The sequence below is a fragment of the Aeromonas sp. TW 6 genome, from assembly GCF_013168745.1.
Classification (GTDB): domain Bacteria; phylum Pseudomonadota; class Gammaproteobacteria; order Enterobacterales; family Aeromonadaceae; genus Aeromonas; species Aeromonas caviae.
Genome location: NZ_JABERS010000003.1, coordinates 18,105 through 34,947, shown reverse-complemented (window position 1 = coordinate 34,947; position 16,843 = coordinate 18,105). Strand labels below are relative to the sequence as shown.

Here is a 16,843-nt window from a genome sequence, read left to right as displayed (position 1 = left end):
CGCCTCGCTCTTCCTGCCCCCGTTATTCCCGCCTTTTGCATGCCCAACCCTGTGCGCTCCCCCATCTTTCCCGTCATTTATCTGGTGTGCGCCAGGACGCGGCCCCCTGTTCAAGGGCTGAACCGTAGTTTTTATGCACTTAAATCGGAAAAAAGCCGGTTGTTGAAGCAACGCAATTTTTTACCCCTTTAGGGGTGACAAAATATCCATTAACCCTTCAGGGGTAATTAATGACAGCGGATCCCGGGCAGCTGGCCGATGGGGACATGGATAAAACACACGAGGTAATGGAATGATCTTGATGGAATTTTTGGTGGTACTCGGCTGCTTGCTGCTGGGTACCCGCTTCGGGGGCATGGGGCTGGGTCTTATCAGCGGTATCGGTCTGTTCCTGCTGACCTTCGTCTTCGGCCTGGTGCCGGGCGAGCCGCCGGTGCAAGTGATGCTGACCATACTGGCGGTCATTGGCTGCGCCGCCACCCTGCAGACCGCCGGCGGTCTCAACCTGATGATGCAGGTGGCCGAGCGTCTGCTGCGCCGCCACCCCCAGTACATCACCCTGCTGGCGCCGCTCACCACCTGGACCCTCACCTTCCTGTGCGGCACCGGCCACGTGGTCTACACCATGTTCCCCATCATCGCCGACATCGCGCTGCAGAAGAACATCCGTCCGGAGCGCCCCATGGCAGTGGCGTCCGTTGCCTCCCAGATGGCCATCTGCGCCTCGCCGGTCTCGGTGGCCGTGGTCTCCATGGTCTCCATCCTGGCGGCAGCTCACGGCGTGGGTCAGGCCTACGGTCTGCTCGACATCCTGATGGTCGCCATCCCCTCTTCGCTCACGGGGGTCATGATGGCGGCCCTGTGGAGCCTGCGCCGCGGCAAGGATCTGGACAAGGACGAGGAGTTCCAGGCCAAGATCAAGGACCCTGCCCAGCGGGACTTCATCTACGGCGGTGGTGAAACCCTGCTCAACACCAAGTTCCCGAAAGAGGCCTACTGGTCCACCTGGATCTTCTTCGCCGCCATCGCTGCCGTGGTGCTGCTGGGGGCCGATGAGGCGCTGCGCCCCGTCTTCACCATCAAGGAGAAGACGGGCCCCCTCTCCATGAACCTGGTGATCCAGATGATGATGCTGATCGCCGGCGCCATCATCCTGATGCGCTGCAAGGTCAAGCCGGGGGAGATCGCCAACGGCGCCGTCTTCAAGGCGGGCATGGTCGCCATCTTCTCCGTGTTCGGGGTCGCCTGGATGAGCGAAACCTTCTTCCAGGCCCACATGCCGCTGCTCAAGGAGACCCTGGCCCACGTGGTACAGGCCCAGCCCTGGACCTACGCCCTGGTGCTCTTCCTCATCTCCAAGCTGGTGAACAGCCAGGCCGCGGCGCTCACCGCCATCGCCCCCATGGGGCTGGCGCTGGGGGTCGAACCCAAGCTGCTCATCGCCTTCCTGCCGGCGAGCTACGGCTACTTCGTGCTGCCGACCTACCCGAGCGATCTCGCCTGCATCGGCTTCGACCGCTCCGGCACCACCCGCATCGGCAAGTTCATCATCAACCACAGCTTCATCATTCCGGGCCTCATCGGGGTGGTGACCTCCTGTACCCTGGGCTTCATCCTGACCAGCATCCTGCTGTAACAGGCATCCAGTGCGAGCGGCTCCCCCGTGGGAGCCGCTTTTTTATCCCCGCATCCCCGGCCCGCGCTTTGCCATCGCCCCCCACTCTGGGTAGCATGAGCCCTCTTTTATTCAGCGGAAATCCCCCATGTCTCGCGTCATCCTGCTCTGGAGCGGCGGCAAAGATGCCATGCAGGCCCTCTGCCACGCCCGGGAAGCGGGCCATCAGGTGGCGGCCCTGGTCACCTTTGCCCCGCCCGCCCCCCCGCTTTCTGGCCCATCCCCTGTCACAGGTGCGTCGGCAGGCGGCGGCCCTCGCACTGCCCCATCGGCTGGTCACCATCGAGGCGCCCTTCGATCTCGGTTATGAGCGGGCCCTGGCGGCATTGAAAGAGGAGTGGCAACTCGATGGGGTCGTCACCGGCGACATCGACAGCGTGGGGGGCGCACCGAACTGGATCCGCGAGCGCTGTCGCCCCCTGGGGCTCACCGTCCACACCCCGCTCTGGCAGCAACCCCGCGAGGCGCTGCTGGCGGACATGCTGACCCGCGGCATCGTCGCCCACCTCTCCTGCGTCGATACCCGGGTACTGGCCCCCGAGTGGGTGGGGCGCAGGCTCGATGCTGGCACCCTCAGCGATCTGCAGCAACTGGCGGATCGGGATGGCTTCGATGCCTGCGGCGAGCAGGGGGAGTACCACACCATGGTGACCGACGGCCCCGGGTTTGCGGCGCCGCTGACGCTCGGCCACTGGCAGGTGGCGCGCCAGGAGCACCTCGCCTATCTGCAGGAGGACGAGGAATGACCTCTCACGAGGGCGACACATAAAAAACGGGAGGCGCTGGCCTCCCGTTTTGCTTGTCATGCAGCGCTATCTGGCCAGCTTGCCCAGCACCCGCTTAAGCAGGCGGATGCGCGGCTCGATGCTCTCCAGCAGCAGGAATTCCGCCTCCGAGTGAAAGCCACCCCCCATGGGGCCGAAGCCATCGAGGGACGGCACGCCTGCGGCGGCGGTGAAGTTGGCATCCGAGCCGCCCCCCGCCTCCAGCCAGGTGAAGGGGACGCCCTCCTCCCTGCCTGCCGCCTCCACCAGCGCCATCAGGGCCTCGGTGTCGCCGCTCGGGCGCATCGCGGGCTTGAAGCTCTGGCGCGCCACCTCGACCCGGCAACCGGCGAGGAAGGGGTTGTTGGCCATGAAGGTGAGCCGGTCGTGCACCGCCTGCGCCTCTTCGTTGCGCCAGAAGCGCAGATCCACGATCGCCTCGGCAAAGTCGGGCACCACGTTGACGCCGGTCCCCCCCTGCACCACCCCCACGTTCATGGTGGTACCGGTTTCCATGTTGACCTGCTGGTTGATGGCGAGCACCCAGTGGGCCAGCTCCGTGATGGCGGAGATCCCTTGTGCCAGGGCCGAACCGGCATGGGAGGCCTTGCCGTGGAAGGTGATGCGGTACTTGGCATTGCCCTTGCGGGCGCTGATGAGATCCCCGCTCGGGCGGGCCGCCTCGGCCACCAGCACGCAGCCGCTCTGTCTGGCCCGCTCCACCAGCCACGCTTTGGACCAGGGGGAACCAATCTCCTCGTCGCAGTTGCAGCAAACCAGCACCTTGAGCCTGGCCAGCACGGCCGGGTCCAGCTCTTTCAAGGCATACCAGGTAGAGAGCAGGCCGCTCTTCATGTCCGAGACGCCGGGGCCAAAGGCCTGATTGCCTTCGATTTTCAGCGGTCGCTTGGCCGCCGTCCCCTCGGGGAAGACGGTGTCCATGTGGCCCACCAGCATGACGTCGTAGTGATCCGCCCCCGGGGCATTGGTTGCCTCGAGGCAGGGGCCGCACTCGGCGGCGAACTGGTGGCGGGTCACCTGCCAGCCGATGGCCTCATATTTCTCGGTCATGATGTCGGCGACCCGGGCCACCCCGGCCGGGGTGCGGGTGCCGCAGTCGAGGTTGATGAGCGGGGCGAGATCCGCCAGATAGGTATCGAGGGAAAACGGGCGCGTGAGGTCGTTCATTGTCTTCTCCATGGAACAATCTGCGTAAAACACAGACTGTTTTTGCAACGATAAGAGTGGGCGGGCACTCGACGCCGTCTCGTCAACGGCGGTCGGCCAGCGTGGATCAACTGGCCGCCGCCTCTACTACACCAGAGCCTTTACATGAACAGCAGATAGTTGAGGAGCAGCGCCGTCACCAGGGCCCCCGCCATGGGCACGCTGGTGCGCTTGACCACCACGAAGGGAGAGACCTTGGCGATGCCCGCACAGGCGATGAGCACCGCCGCGATGGGGGAGACGGTGCGGCCGATGCTCGAGGCGAGCTGCATCGGCAGCAGCATGGTCACCGCTGGCACGCCAAACTTGGCTGCCACCGCGGGGGCCAGGGAGGAGAAACTGAGGAAGGCTGCGTTGCCCGAGCCCATGATGACCGCCGCCACCATGATGAGCCCCACCATCACCAGGGTCATCAGGCCGCTGCCGATGCCGGCATTGCTGGCAGAGTGCAGCAGGGTATCGATGGCGCCGATGGCCTTGAGGGATTCGGCGAAGAGCTCGGCACAGACGATGAGCGCCACCACGGGGCCGAACACCTTGCCCATGCCGTCGAGGAAGCTCGACAGCCCCGCGAAGGCGGTGCGCACCGAGCGGGTGCGCAGCAGCTCGCACAGCATGCCGATAAAGACCGACAGCAGCATGGCCACCTCCACGCTGACGCTGATGCTGGTCACCAGGAGCTTGGAGAAGGTCATCATCAGCACGAAGGGGATGATGGGCAGCAGGCCGTACCAGGTTGGCGCGGCCACCTCGTCCGCCCCTTTTTCGTCAAGCTCCGCGTGCTCGCCGCGATGCAGGGCCGGATCCCAGCCCTCCTGACGGTCACAGTGCCGCTGCCAGAAGAAGTGCAGCACCATGGTCACCAGCAGCATGGGGGCCACCAGCCAGATCTGGTAGTCGACGAAGTAGCTGGTGGGATCCATGCCGGATTGACCGGCGGAGAAGATGGCGTTGGTCTGGGTCGGGCCGATTTCGAACGCCTGGGAGGTGGCGATGACGCCGCAGGCGGAAGCCGGGCTGATGCCGAGGTTGCGCATCACAGGGTACATGGTGACCATCAACAGCAGGCCAAGGCCGGTGGCGGAGGTGACGAACAGGGAGACGAAGACCGCCACCAGGTAGCAGATGGCCAGCATCAGGTAGCTGGACTGGATGCCCGCCACCGGTTTGACCGCCACCCGCACCAGGGCCTGGGAGGCGCCGATATGGGACATGTAGGTGGCAAAGCCCGCCACCGCCATGATGGTGAGGCCGAGCCCCGCCGCACGGTAGGAGAAGATCCCCTTGAACACCTCGAACAGGTCGAACAGGGCGAAGCCGGTGCTCTTGTCGGCGGGCAGAATGGGGTGCAATCCCAGCCAGTAGGCCACCGCAAAGAGGGCCATGCCCGCCAGCGCCAGCACCGCCTGCGGGTTGTAATCCTTGACGATGCCGTAGACCACGGCGATCAGCACGAGCAAGACGAAGACGAGTTCCAAGGTGCACTCCTGACAAGATTATCGAAAAGCGCAATCTAGTGGTGGATCTCCCCTTTCCTCTTGATCACCATCAATAAAGATGGAAAAAGCAAACGGTTGTAGATTTTTATTCCAAAAATAAAACTAAAAACGACATTTAACATCACAGAACTGGATCTAGAATGCTCCCCAGGGTATCCCTGACCGACAACCGCCACTTTGTTTGCGTTGGATCAACATCCCGCCGGGGTGAACTGGCCAAGATGCCCGTCGACACAGAGCGACCATTTCGCACCGGAGAGAGTTATGACAAACCAAGCCACCGCAGGCACCCCGACCTGCGACTGCAAGCTGTGGGACATCCTCGTCGAGTCTGCAAAGGAACGCACCACCATTCGTTACTCCAAACTGGCCAGGCAGGCCGGGCTGGAGCAGTGCCAGGATGAACTGCGCACCCTGCTGCAACGCATCCGCATGTATTGCACCGAAAATCACCTGCCCATTCTCTCCGCCATCGTGATGGATGACGTGGGCAAATACGCCGGCCTCTCCTCCAGCCTGCCGGATGCCCCCTGGGAGCGGGCACGGGTCTTCGATCACGAGTGGACCACCCTGCACTGAGTGCCGCCCCCTGAATCCGGAACGCGCCCAGACCAGCAGGCGCGTTCTGGTTTTTGGCCCCCACCGTTTCTTCCCCGGCCCCAGGCCAGGTGTGTGTCCCTGTGAGACGCCCTGCCCCCTGTCGTCCTATCCGGCCAGGCGTGCAGCATAAGGGCCTCCTGCCCCCGGTCTCCCCCTTTGATACCGCAGCGCATCCCGTCCCAGACCAGCGTGTGCTGGCGCGCGGCTCCCTCCCTTCTCCATTCGGCCTGACTGGTAAAACCAGCCCATCCGGCCATGAGCGTTGCCATGGGGGGGCCACAATGCCAGAATCGGGCCCTTGCACGATTTCAGGGCCGCCGGCCCGCAGACAAAGGATCCCCCATGGCCACCACCCTCTATGGCATCAAGAACTGCGAGCTGTTTTTATTGAATAGACCACAAAAAAGCCCAAGGAATGCTTGGGCTTCGAACCATCGATGTCATCACCAATTAGTAACAAACAGATCTCATTGAGAAGGCATAACTTAACGTTTTGTCAACTGCACCACTAGTTTGTACCGCATGTGATTCAAGCAACTACGCAGGTAGTGCTATCAGGGCACCCTATTTTCAACGTAGCATCAGACTGCTTTTCTATATGATGCTTGCTTAGGGCACTACTCGCACTTGATGCCCATAAGTCTAAAGTCCCAAGTCCATATCTTTGGGTACTCATTCGAGTGAGAAACGTAGTATTGGGTCTTATCATCCAGCTCCCTCACTGCGAAAATCTCTGTCTTTTGGCCTTCCTTAGAACTTTCATTACTCCATGTCGCCATACATTTTTTGCCTTCAGAGAGGGACTTTTGTACAGAACTTCCCTCTTCAGAAATCGCAGCAATAGCATTAGAAGTAAGAAAAACACCACACAGAACACATACAATCCCTGATAACTTCACTGTATGAACACTCCCTTATCGATAGATGGCAATGAAAAGATGCGATCAATCAAGATCACATCTCCTCATATCCGAGGTTGCTAGCACCAATACTGGATCAGTTGCACGAATATGCATTCATCGTAACAGTTGCCGAATTACCATTTGCGGTAACGTCAGTACCTGTAATGACAACAGCATTAGCTCCTAGCTTGATAGCCTCATTTGCAGCATTCTGTCTTGCCAATGCAACGTTCTTATCTACCGTCAAGCTGAAAATCTCAGTTCCTGATACTACATCAATGAGCTTGCAGCTCTCTGCTGCTTTAGCATCAATAACTTTTACTGGCAATGATGCTGATGAACTTGATGAACATGCAGTCATTAATGCTACTGAAAATAGAATTGCAATTTTCTTCATTTCAAAATCCATTCTCTGAATCGTGGTTGATATACACCCAGTTAATGAGGGGGTACTCGGTACAAAATCATGCCCAAGCAACTCAAGGTTGACAAGCAATTCTATGGACACTCGACACGCTGATACCCAGCCGCTTTGCCACTGATGCCTTAGCGATGCCCTGCGATAGAAGATGCAGCACCTCATCCCGCTTCTCCATCGCTGTCGGCTTCCGGCCCTTGTAGACCCCTTTGGCCTTAGCCAAGGCGATTCCTTCCGCCTGACGCTCTAGCATGATTTCCCGCTCGAACGTGGCGATGGCCCCGATCATGGTCAGCATTAGCTTACCTGTCGGAGTGGCCGTGTCGATGCCCAGATTCTGGATCTGTAATGTTACCCCTTTGGCGTGTAACTGGTCTGTGATCTCCAGCAAGTGACGGGTGTTTCGAGCGAGTCGATCTAACTTGGTCACTTTTAGCACGTCCCCAGACCGGGCAAATTCGAGCATTGCCTGTAGTTGCGGCCTATCCGTCTTGCTACCGCTGACCTTCTCTTGAAAAACTTTTTCGCACTCCGCCAGAGCTGTCAGTTGCTGCTCCAGCGATTGCCCCGTGGTCGAGACACGGGCATACCCGATGATTGCCATGATGGCCTCCAATAGGTTCAAGACCCTGCAAGAAAAACGTGTCAAAACTCGAAAACCAACCCGTGTGACAGGGGTTGCCGGGGGGCTTCCGGTCTGTCACACAGGCATGGTCTATTGAGCGTCCGGCTCCTTCGGCGGGGGCGGCGGTGTCTGCATCGAGTTGACGGCCTCCTTGATGAGGACGCCCAAGGCTGCTAGCAGTGCCGCCTCCAACGCTTTCAGTAACGGGTTTCCTTGCTGCTCATTCATACGCCTTCTCCTTGCTGGATGGCTCCCGACAAGGGGCCAGATGTGATGTATTCCATGGGGTTCTCCTATGGTGTAGATCTCCATCTCGCTTATACCGGCGTAGGGTCTGAATGTTGCCTGCTCGTTTTCCTTGTGCTGGTGGGGTTCGGGATTGTTTTTTCAGGGCCGCCAACGGGGCGAGATCGTTGCTATCTTCTTGATTTGTCTCCTTCGGGTGGCTTGTAGGCTCCCCCCTCGGTGCAGTAAATAGATAAGAGTCTGAGTAACTAAACGGGTATCTATATCGGGCTGGAACAAGCGACACATCAGACACATGTCGCCGAAAAGCCCATGAACACGTTGTTGGATGTGTCGATGAGACTCAAATCGACCAGACACATCACCCCGAAATGTGTCGATTGGCCTTCACTCGCGGCGGGGTCAGACGGTGATATGCCAGATTGCCGCTATGCCTCTGATTCAACCGCCAGCCAAGCCGTTCTGCAATCGCTTTAAGGTCTCGTCCCGGCTGAGCTGGATATCGTAGATACCCGGCAGAATCGCAGGTATAAGCACTCTGGGCAGACTCTCGCGTGATATCGATATGTGGGCCTTTGCCCGGCTCTGCCATCGCCCCCAGCAGCCCTTGCAGGTACTCCTCAACGCTTAGGATGCGTCCCTGAGTCCGGCAAATGGTAGCCCACAGCTCTTGCTCCTCATGGCGAATCCTGAGCGGTCTGAGGCCCGTCTGCTGCTCGATGCAAGTATCACGCTGCTGGTCTGCTTGGCGGTTCGCTGGCTCCAGATGATAGGCTTCGTCAAACTCCAGCAAGTACGCCTCCTGCCGGAGCGGTTTGTCAAAATACTTTCCGTCCGGGTCGAACCACTGCAAATCGACTCGGAAATCTATTCGGTAAGGGCCGCAAGAGAACTGCGGGATCACTTCGATTCGCAAACCCGGCTGCTGTGCTTCAAAATAATCACGCAGCGAAATTAGGTACTCTGTGTAAAATGCTGCCTCATAACGGCTCTGACCTTCCTCTCGTGGTAATGATTGTCTGGTCAACCGCTCGAGTTCCGCTATCAACTCAGCGTTCAGGTGAGAACTGGGGCCATAGGTCAGCACGGCTAAGGCTTGTAAAGGAGTCCACGTCCCCAATCCATTATCCGGTTCAGGAACCTCCGGCAGGTCGAGTCCTTGCACCTGCTGCCGGATGTTGTTGATTGCCCGCCTCACGTACTGACTGTACCGCCCATTGAAGCCAGGTATCTGTGACAGCAATGCTCTTGGGTCGATGATTCCCTGTGAAGGGTGTCCGATAAAAATACCTGTCACGTCCAACGTAACTCCCTGCAGCACCTTTACTTCGACGCTTCCGAGCTCAAGTCCTCGAAATCATCGTCAAACTCGGAATCAGATTTGTGATGGATAGACTCGAACTCGTTGCTCTCGGCCTTCACCCAGTCGGCATCAATGTAGGGAGCCTCGGCTGTTGTTCTGAGCAGTTCCTCACCACTTATATCTCGAATGCTGCTCCCGGCCAGTTTGGGTTTAAACGCCTGCTCTAACATGAACTGACCATCAAGATCCTTGAAAACAGCAGCCACTGAGTCGCCAGTACTGATAATGCTGATTTCTTTAACCGCAGCCTTGAGCTGGCTGTTAAATCGTTGCCGCTGCTCAGTATTGTTTAGGTCATCCGGGACTATCATCTTTCCAAGTGTTTTCTCAGATAACTCTCGCCCCGTGATGTCATCCTCAAGCTGGTGGATTTGTACCTCTAAAGCTTGGCAATTGGCCTTGCATTGCGTAAACAGCTCTCGGAATACTGCATCGTCATCAAGTTCCAACATGGATTGGGCCGCTTTATTTCTCTTCTTGGCTTCCAGTTCCAACTTTCTTTGCAAAATCGCCAACTCATCCTTCAGAGCAAGTGTCTTTTCAGATGCCGCCCCTCTTTGCCCCATCACCGCAGATAGCAAGCTGACTGCCTGCAAGAGCTGAGGTTCAACCTTGTCATAGAGCATATTCGGCAGGTTGCACCCAGTTATGTTTTGCTTAGGGCAAACAAGGTAATTACGCGGGTTCCCAGCTTTGCCCTTGTTGTGATATCGAAGCAATTCACCACACTGGCAGCGGAGAACACCACTAAAGAGGTTGCTATAAGTGCCTTTGCGATAGGAGCCACTATGCTTGCTTCTCGTGCCTATGAGGTGCTGCACCTCTTCAAACAAGGCGGGGGACACTATCGTGGGGTAGTACCCCAAAATCGGTTCCCCATCAGGCACCCGCTCGCCGTTCTCGATAACGTGTGGCTGGAAAACACCGATCACAGCTTGGCTCTTGATGACCGCCTGAATTCCTGCCGGACGCCAGTCAGCTTCTTTGCCGAACGTCTTGTAGCCCTTTTCTAAAAAAGCCTTGGCGATCTGTTCATAACCGCAACCGGACTTGGCCATCTCGAACATCTCATTCACGATAGCGGCACGCTCTGGGATTGGAACAATCCGCTCCCCTTCCCTAGTTAGCCATGTAGGCAGGCGAGAGTTAGTCATCACCTTGTTGCTCTCTCTGGCCTCTTTACGACCGTTTGACCATGCGGCACGGCTCCGGCGGCTCTTCATCTCTGACTCATCATTCGCACGAGCCATGTAGACGATAGAGATGATTAGCTTTGCGAAATCAAAGTTATTACCATCATCGGTCGCACGAAAGATTTCACCATCAGAGAGCGTAACGACCGCGATCCCCGCATTGAGTATTTCAATGAACTGAGAAAAGGCCTTCAGAACCGTCTGTCGGCTCAGCCTGTCCATTGATTCGACCAACAAGTAAGAGCCTTTCGCAATTGCCCCGCTCTTCACTGCCTCAATGAAACGCCCTAATGCACCATCAGTCCAATTGCTGCCACGAAATCCACTCACCCCGAAGTCTTCAATCGCTTTTTCATCAAGCTCAAGATTGTGTTTGGCACAGTAATCGATGGCCTGCTGGATCTGACGACGGTAGCTGTCCCCCTGAGCCTGCTTGGGGGTACTGAACCGAATGTATGAATACGCCTTCGGGAGACGACCCATGACAACTCCTTTGCATTGGCCCACATCAAGAAACAGGTGAGCAAGGTTGAAATCTAAGATGAGGTGAGCCTATCAGAGGCTCGGCACATCAATCAATAACCAGTTGATATCATTTTTGCCACATCAATCCACAGTCCAGCAATGCCAGTCATCAGTCAGACGATCAGCCCCAAGCAACCCCGTTTCCACGCATGGTGATCGTCTGTATGCTACTGCCCATCAAACGGAACCACGGTGACCTCCATGGAAAACAAAACCGAGTGCAAAGTCGTTCTTTACGGCATTTCCCCCAAGAACTGCGACACCATCAAGAAGGCCCGCAAGTGGCTGGAGGAGGCGGGTATCGATTACCGCTTTCACGATCACCGCGCCGACGGTCTGAGCCCGGAACAGCTCGATCTCTGGCTCGCCAAGCTGGGCTGGGAAGCCCTGCTCAACACCCGTGGCACCACCTTCCGCGCCCTGCCGGAAGCAGAAAAACAGGGGCTCGACACCGCCAAGGCCCGTGATCTGCTGCTGGCCCACCCGGCCATGATCAAGCGCCCGCTGCTGGACCAGGACGGCACCCTGACCCTGGGCTTCAAGGCAGACCTCTATCAATCCCTCTTCTCCCGTTAACTTTTTCTGTTAAGGAACACCGATGTCGGACGTCATCACACTGGCCAAGGATCTGATCAGCCGCCCCTCCGTGACCCCCCTGGATGAAGGGTGCCAGACCCTGATGGCGGAGCGCCTCGCGCGCCTGGGGTTCGTCATCGAACCCATGGTCTTTGAGGACACCACCAACCTCTGGGCACGCCGTGGCAGCGAGGGTCCCCTCTTCTGCTTCGCCGGCCACACCGACGTGGTACCCGCCGGCCCCCTGGAGAAGTGGGACACCCCGCCATTCGAGCCGACCATCAAGGACGGCATGCTCCATGGCCGGGGCGCCGCCGACATGAAGGGGTCTCTGGCCGCCATGGTGGTGGCGACCGAGCGCTTCGTGGCCGAGCACCCGGACCACAAGGGCTCCATCGCGTTTCTCATCACCTCGGATGAAGAGGGGCCCTTCATCAACGGCACGGTACGCGTCATCGACACCCTGGAGGCACGCAACGAGAAGATCCGCTGGTGCATCGTCGGCGAGCCCTCCTCCACCGCCCAGGTCGGGGACGTGGTGAAGAACGGCCGTCGCGGCTCCATCACCGGCGATCTGCTGGTGCGCGGGGTGCAGGGCCACGTCGCCTACCCCCATCTGGCGGACAACCCTATCCACAAGGCGGCACCGGCGCTGGCGGAGCTCGCCGCCATCGAGTGGGACAAGGGCAACGCCTACTTCCCCCCCACCAGCTTCCAGATCGCCAACATCCAGGGCGGCACCGGCGCCTCCAACGTCATTCCGGGGGAGTTGCAGGTCCAGTTCAACTTCCGCTTCAGCACCGAGCTCACCGATGCGGCTATCCGCGAGCGGGTCGAGGCGCTGCTGACCCGTCACGGCCTGGACTTCGAGCTGAAGTGGACCCTCTCCGGCCAGCCCTTCCTGACGGACACCGGCGCCCTGCTGGACGCCACCGTCGCCGCCGTGGCGGCAGTGAACGGCCAGCAGCCGGCCCTGCTCACCACGGGGGGCACGTCCGATGGGCGCTTCATCGCTCCCACCGGGGCGGAAGTCATCGAGCTCGGCCCGGTCAACGCCACCATCCACAAGGTGAACGAGTGCGTGAAGGCGGACGATCTGGATCTGCTGGCGGACATGTACCAAGGGGTGCTGGCACGACTGCTGGCATGAGCGGTGCTCCGGACAAGAGAGACCAGACCATGAATCAGGATCAACTGCTTGGGCTGGATGAGAGCCACCTCATCCTGGTGGGGCGCGGCCCCCATCGTCTGACCGCCGCCACCGCGGCGGCCTTCAACGACATGCAGGTGGCTGCCGCCCATGCCGGTTTCAACCTGCAGGCGGCCTCCAGCTGGCGCGGCTTCGAACGCCAGCTCGCCATCTGGAACGGCAAATGGCGCGGGGAGCGCCCTCTGCTGGATGCGCACAACCAGCCCCTCGATGCCCTGCAACTGGGCGAGACCGAGCGACTGCACGCCATCCTGCACTGGAGCGCCCTGCCCGGCACCAGCCGCCATCACTGGGGCACGGATCTCGACATCTACGATCCGGACTGCCTCCCCGCCGGCACCCGGCTCGCGCTGGAACCCTGGGAGTACGAGGCGGGCGGCTGGTTTGCCGATTTGCGCGAGTGGCTGGACGATCACATGAACGACTTCGGCTTCTTCCTGCCCTATGCAAAAGGGGAGCAACCGGATCAGGGGGTGGCCTACGAGCCCTGGCACCTGAGCTTCGCGCCCGAATCCGACGGGCTGGCCCTGGATCCGGCGGCGCTGGCGCTTTGTCTGGAACGGGCGGATATTGAAGGCAAGGAGTGCATCCTGGCTCATCTCGACGAGATCCTGGCCCGCTATGTCACCCCGGCACACCACGAAAGGAGATTCTGATGAGCTTGTGGTTATGGATAGGCTTGCCGCTGCTGTTTCTGCTCGGCCTGTTTCTCAACGCCATCAAGGACATGAAGCAGCTCGAGAAACAGCTGCCCAAGTACAAGGACAAGATCCGGGAGGTCAAGGACGACGAGGACGACTGACCCCCTCGCAGGAGCCCGTCGGCGCTCCTGCACCCTTCCCGTCCACGGCATTTTTTCGCCCTCTGCCGCCCCCCTCTGCCTGCACTGAAAGCCCCATCCATTGCCCCCTTTCCCTGCGCTTTCCCGCGCGGGCACTCCGCCCTCACCCTGCTTGAAAACTGCGCAACAAACGTAAAAAACTGCAAAACAATGCACAATTAAGCCACACAAAGGGGGTCAATCTGCATATAATGTGCCTGTTTTGCAGCCCGCCATAAGGAGTTCGCCATTGGATGCCACCACCGTCAACAGTTTCTTCTTCATCGGTGCCCTGTTGGTGGGCGCCAGTGTCCTGTTGAGCGCACTCTCCTCCAGAGTCGGCATCCCCATTCTGGTCATCTTCCTCGCCGTCGGCATGCTGGCGGGTGAGGATGGTCCCGGCGGCATCCACTTCGCCGACTACTCGGTCGCCTACCTGGTGGGCAACCTGGCACTGGCCATCATTCTGCTGGACGGCGGCATGCGCACCCGGGTCTCCTCCTTTCGGGTCGCGCTCTGGCCCGCGCTCTCGCTGGCCACAGTCGGGGTGGCCATCACCACCGGCCTCACGGGCCTCGCCGCCGCCTGGCTGTTCGACCTCAACCTGATGCAGGGGATGCTCATCGGTGCCATCGTCGGCTCCACCGATGCGGCGGCGGTATTCTCCCTGCTCGGCGGGCGCAGCCTCAACGAGCGGGTCAGCGCCACCCTGGAGATAGAATCGGGCAGCAACGATCCCATGGCGGTCTTTCTCACCGTCACCCTGATCGAGGTGCTGGCTACCGCCCAGCAGGGGCTGGATGCCGGCTTCCTGCTGCTGCAACTCGTCAAGCAGTTTGGTCTGGGCGCTGGCATCGGCCTTGCGGGGGGCTGGCTGCTGTGGAAGCTCATCAACAGTGCCAAGCTCGCCCCCGGTCTCTATCCCCTGCTCACGGTGAGCGGCGGCCTGCTCATCTTCGCCCTCACCACGGCGGTGGGGGGCAGCGGCATCCTGGCCATCTACCTCACCGGCCTGCTGCTTGGCAACCTCTCCCTGCGCAGCCGCAGCACCACCCTCTCCGTGCTGGACGGCCTGACCTGGCTCAGCCAGATCGGCATGTTCCTGGTGCTGGGGCTGCTCGCCTCGCCCCACAAGCTGCTGCCCATCGCCCTGCCGGCGCTGGCCCTGGCCATGTGGATGATCCTGTTTGCCCGTCCGGTGTCGGTCTGGATTGGACTGCTGCCGTTCAAGAACTTCGCGCCCCGCGAGCGCTGGTTCATCTCCTGGGTGGGGCTGCGCGGCGCCGTGCCCATCATCCTGGCGGTCTTCCCCATGATGGCGGGGCTGCCCAATGCCCAGCTCTACTTCAATGTCGCCTTCTTCGTGGTGCTGGTTTCGCTCATCCTGCAGGGCAGCTCGCTGCCGCTGGCATCAAAGCTGGCGCGAGTGGAGGTGCCCGCACCGCCCTCTCCCATCAACCGCTCTGGGCTGGAAATCGATCTCGACAGCCAGTGGGAGACCTTCGTCTATCGCCTGAGCGCCGAGAAGTGGTGCATCGGCTCCCCCTTGCGAGAGCTGCGCATGCCCCAGGGCACCCGCATCTGCGCCCTGTTCCGCGGCCAGGAGCTGCTCCACCCCTCGGGCAGTACCTGCCTGCAATCCGATGACATCCTCTGCGTCATCGGCCACGAGCACGACCTGCCCGCCCTCGGTCAGCTCTTCAGCCAGGCGCCGGAGCAGGATCTGGGCCCGCGCTTCTTCGGTGACTTCCTGCTGGAGGCCAACGCCAGGCTGGTGGATCTCGCCCCGCTCTACGGGCTGGATGTGAGCGAGGTGGCGGATCAGAGCCTCGGCGATTTTATTGCCCATCAGTTGGGCGATAATCTGGTGGTCGGTGACCATGTCGCCTGGCAGGGACTGCTCTGGACGGTGGCGGAAATGGAAGAGGGTGAACCCCGCAAGATAGGGGTGCGCTTCCTGGAAGAAGACCCCGTCTAGGCGCCGGCCATCGTAGCCCGCATTTGTGTGAGAAGGGAGTGAACCATGCCTTATCAAACCCTGTTGTCCGGTCTGTATCCTCCCTCGCCCAAGCTGGGCCTCATCGAGGGTTTCTTTGGCAAGGGCTGGAGCTGGGAAGCCCGTGCCCGCTACGCCCAGTGGCTGCCCCGCCACGGCTATGGCTTCTACCTCTACGCCCCCAAGGAAGACGGCTACCTGCGCAAGCACTGGGCCACACCCTGGCCCGCCGACCAGCTTGAAGCCCTGTGCCAGCTCGCCCGCCAGTGCCGGGAGAACGGTCTGGCCTTCGGGGTGGGCCTGAGCCCCATGGGGGCCCATCACGACTATGCCCGCCAGCGACCCGCCCTGCTGGAGAAGGTGAGGCTCATCGAAGAGGCGCTCAAGCCCGATATCCTGGCGATCCTGTTTGACGACATGAAGGGGGACACCCCGGATCTCGCCCACTGGCAGCTCACCATCGCCCACGACATCGCGGCCCACACCGACGCAGGCCGCCTGCTGTTCTGCCCCAGCTACTACAGCACGGATCCGGTGCTGGAGAAGGTGTTCGGTGCCATGCCCCCCCACTATCTGCAGGATCTGGGTCAGGGGCTCGACAGGCGCATCGATGTCTTCTGGACCGGCCCCAAAGTCTGCTCCACCGAGTATCCGGCTGCCCACCTCAAACAGGCCGCCGACTGGCTCCATCGCAAGCCCTTCCTGTGGGACAACTATCCGGTCAATGACGGCAGCAAGGCGAGCAGCTTCCTGCACCTGCGCGCCTTCGAAAACCGTCCGGCAGAGCTGGCGGATCTCGTGAGCGGCCATGCGGTCAATCCCATGAAGCAGGCGGCCCTCTCGGCCCTGCCGCTCGCCACCCTGCCCATGAGCTACAAGCTCGGCAAGCAGTACGATCCTGACAAGGCGCTGCACGCCTCCCTCAACGCCACCTGCGGGCCGCAGATCTCCGCCATGATCCAGGCAGACCTGCCGCTCTTCCAGGACATCGGTCTGGCCCAGCTCACCCCCGAGCAGGTCATCCACCTCAAGAGCCGCTACCTGCCGTTCCAGGATCAGGCCTGCGTGAACGAGATCCTGCGCTGGCTGGCCGGGGAATACGTGTTCGATCCGGACTGCCTGACCGACTGACCTCATGAGTCCATGAAAAGTGGGTTCATGAAAAAACGGGCCCATGTAAAAGGCCACCTCCCGGGCAGGGAGG

The 16,843-nt window shown here is 60.2% G+C and carries 15 protein-coding genes and 1 pseudogene; 9 read left to right on the top strand and 7 right to left on the bottom strand.

Going from position 1 to position 16,843, the window contains the following annotated elements; all coding sequences use genetic code 11:
• Positions 1–292 precede the first annotated feature (292 nt).
• Together HKD46_RS01985 and HKD46_RS01980 are read left to right on the top strand one after the other, a co-directional pair.
• Entirely contained in the window at positions 293–1,636 is a 1,344-nt protein-coding gene (locus HKD46_RS01985) for an anaerobic C4-dicarboxylate transporter (RefSeq protein ID WP_039039870.1), read from the top strand.
• 127 nt (positions 1,637–1,763) lie between these two features.
• A pseudogene (locus HKD46_RS01980) lies at positions 1,764–2,421 on the top strand (hypothetical protein).
• Positions 2,422–2,487: 66 nt separating this feature from the next.
• Here the strand turns inward: HKD46_RS01980 and HKD46_RS01975 are convergent.
• Together HKD46_RS01975 and dcuC are read right to left on the bottom strand one after the other, a co-directional pair.
• Complete coding sequence (locus HKD46_RS01975) at positions 2,488–3,627, bottom strand: M20 family metallopeptidase (protein WP_171864848.1); 1,140 nt, start codon at positions 3,625–3,627, stop codon at positions 2,488–2,490.
• 140 nt (positions 3,628–3,767) lie between these two features.
• Entirely contained in the window at positions 3,768–5,144 is a 1,377-nt protein-coding gene (gene dcuC, locus HKD46_RS01970; RefSeq protein ID WP_043155244.1) for a C4-dicarboxylate transporter DcuC, read from the bottom strand.
• Between the two features lie 285 nt (positions 5,145–5,429).
• On the opposite strand from dcuC, the gene HKD46_RS01965 reads away from it, so the two are divergent.
• Positions 5,430–5,744, top strand: coding sequence for a hypothetical protein (locus HKD46_RS01965; protein WP_010674057.1), 315 nt, complete (start codon positions 5,430–5,432; stop codon positions 5,742–5,744).
• A gap of 1,017 nt (positions 5,745–6,761) precedes the next feature.
• Here the strand turns inward: HKD46_RS01965 and HKD46_RS01960 are convergent.
• The 5 genes from HKD46_RS01960 to HKD46_RS01940 form a co-directional block, all read right to left on the bottom strand.
• A complete protein-coding gene (locus HKD46_RS01960) occupies positions 6,762–7,064 on the bottom strand; it encodes a DUF4156 domain-containing protein (RefSeq protein ID WP_146054088.1) in 303 nt (100 codons plus the stop codon).
• Positions 7,065–7,146: 82 nt separating this feature from the next.
• The gene (locus HKD46_RS01955) at positions 7,147–7,689 is read right to left on the bottom strand and encodes a recombinase family protein (RefSeq protein ID WP_010674055.1); all 543 of its coding nucleotides are present in this window, start codon (positions 7,687–7,689) and stop codon (positions 7,147–7,149) included.
• Positions 7,690–7,800: 111 nt separating this feature from the next.
• Positions 7,801–7,938, bottom strand: a complete 138-nt coding sequence (locus HKD46_RS01950) for a hypothetical protein (RefSeq protein WP_010674054.1) — start codon at positions 7,936–7,938, stop codon at positions 7,801–7,803.
• Between the two features lie 379 nt (positions 7,939–8,317).
• Complete coding sequence (locus HKD46_RS01945; protein ID WP_171864847.1) at positions 8,318–9,259, bottom strand: hypothetical protein; 942 nt, start codon at positions 9,257–9,259, stop codon at positions 8,318–8,320.
• Between the two features lie 20 nt (positions 9,260–9,279).
• Positions 9,280–10,995, bottom strand: coding sequence for a recombinase family protein (locus HKD46_RS01940; protein WP_171864846.1), 1,716 nt, complete (start codon positions 10,993–10,995; stop codon positions 9,280–9,282).
• Between the two features lie 243 nt (positions 10,996–11,238).
• Between HKD46_RS01940 and HKD46_RS01935 the strand changes: the two genes are divergently transcribed.
• The 6 genes from HKD46_RS01935 to HKD46_RS01910 all read left to right on the top strand — a co-directional run bounded on the left by HKD46_RS01935 (position 11,239) and on the right by HKD46_RS01910 (position 16,770).
• Complete coding sequence (locus HKD46_RS01935; protein WP_053288949.1) at positions 11,239–11,613, top strand: ArsC family reductase; 375 nt, start codon at positions 11,239–11,241, stop codon at positions 11,611–11,613.
• A 22-nt stretch (positions 11,614–11,635) separates the two neighbouring features.
• Entirely contained in the window at positions 11,636–12,763 is a 1,128-nt protein-coding gene (dapE, locus tag HKD46_RS01930; protein WP_010674050.1) for a succinyl-diaminopimelate desuccinylase, read from the top strand.
• A gap of 29 nt (positions 12,764–12,792) precedes the next feature.
• Positions 12,793–13,479 carry a M15 family metallopeptidase gene (locus tag HKD46_RS01925; RefSeq protein ID WP_029314223.1) on the top strand — a complete coding sequence of 229 codons (687 nt, stop codon included), beginning with the start codon at positions 12,793–12,795 and terminating at the stop codon, positions 13,477–13,479.
• Positions 13,479–13,625 carry a hypothetical protein gene (locus tag HKD46_RS01920; RefSeq protein WP_010674048.1) on the top strand — a complete coding sequence of 49 codons (147 nt, stop codon included), beginning with the start codon at positions 13,479–13,481 and terminating at the stop codon, positions 13,623–13,625. Before HKD46_RS01925 ends, HKD46_RS01920 begins: the two co-directional genes overlap by 1 nt.
• Positions 13,626–13,893: 268 nt before the next feature.
• The gene (locus HKD46_RS01915; RefSeq protein WP_010674047.1) at positions 13,894–15,621 is read left to right on the top strand and encodes a potassium/proton antiporter; all 1,728 of its coding nucleotides are present in this window, start codon (positions 13,894–13,896) and stop codon (positions 15,619–15,621) included.
• Positions 15,622–15,666: 45 nt separating this feature from the next.
• Entirely contained in the window at positions 15,667–16,770 is a 1,104-nt protein-coding gene (locus HKD46_RS01910) for a beta-N-acetylglucosaminidase domain-containing protein (protein WP_045525256.1), read from the top strand.
• Positions 16,771–16,843: the final 73 nt, after the last annotated feature.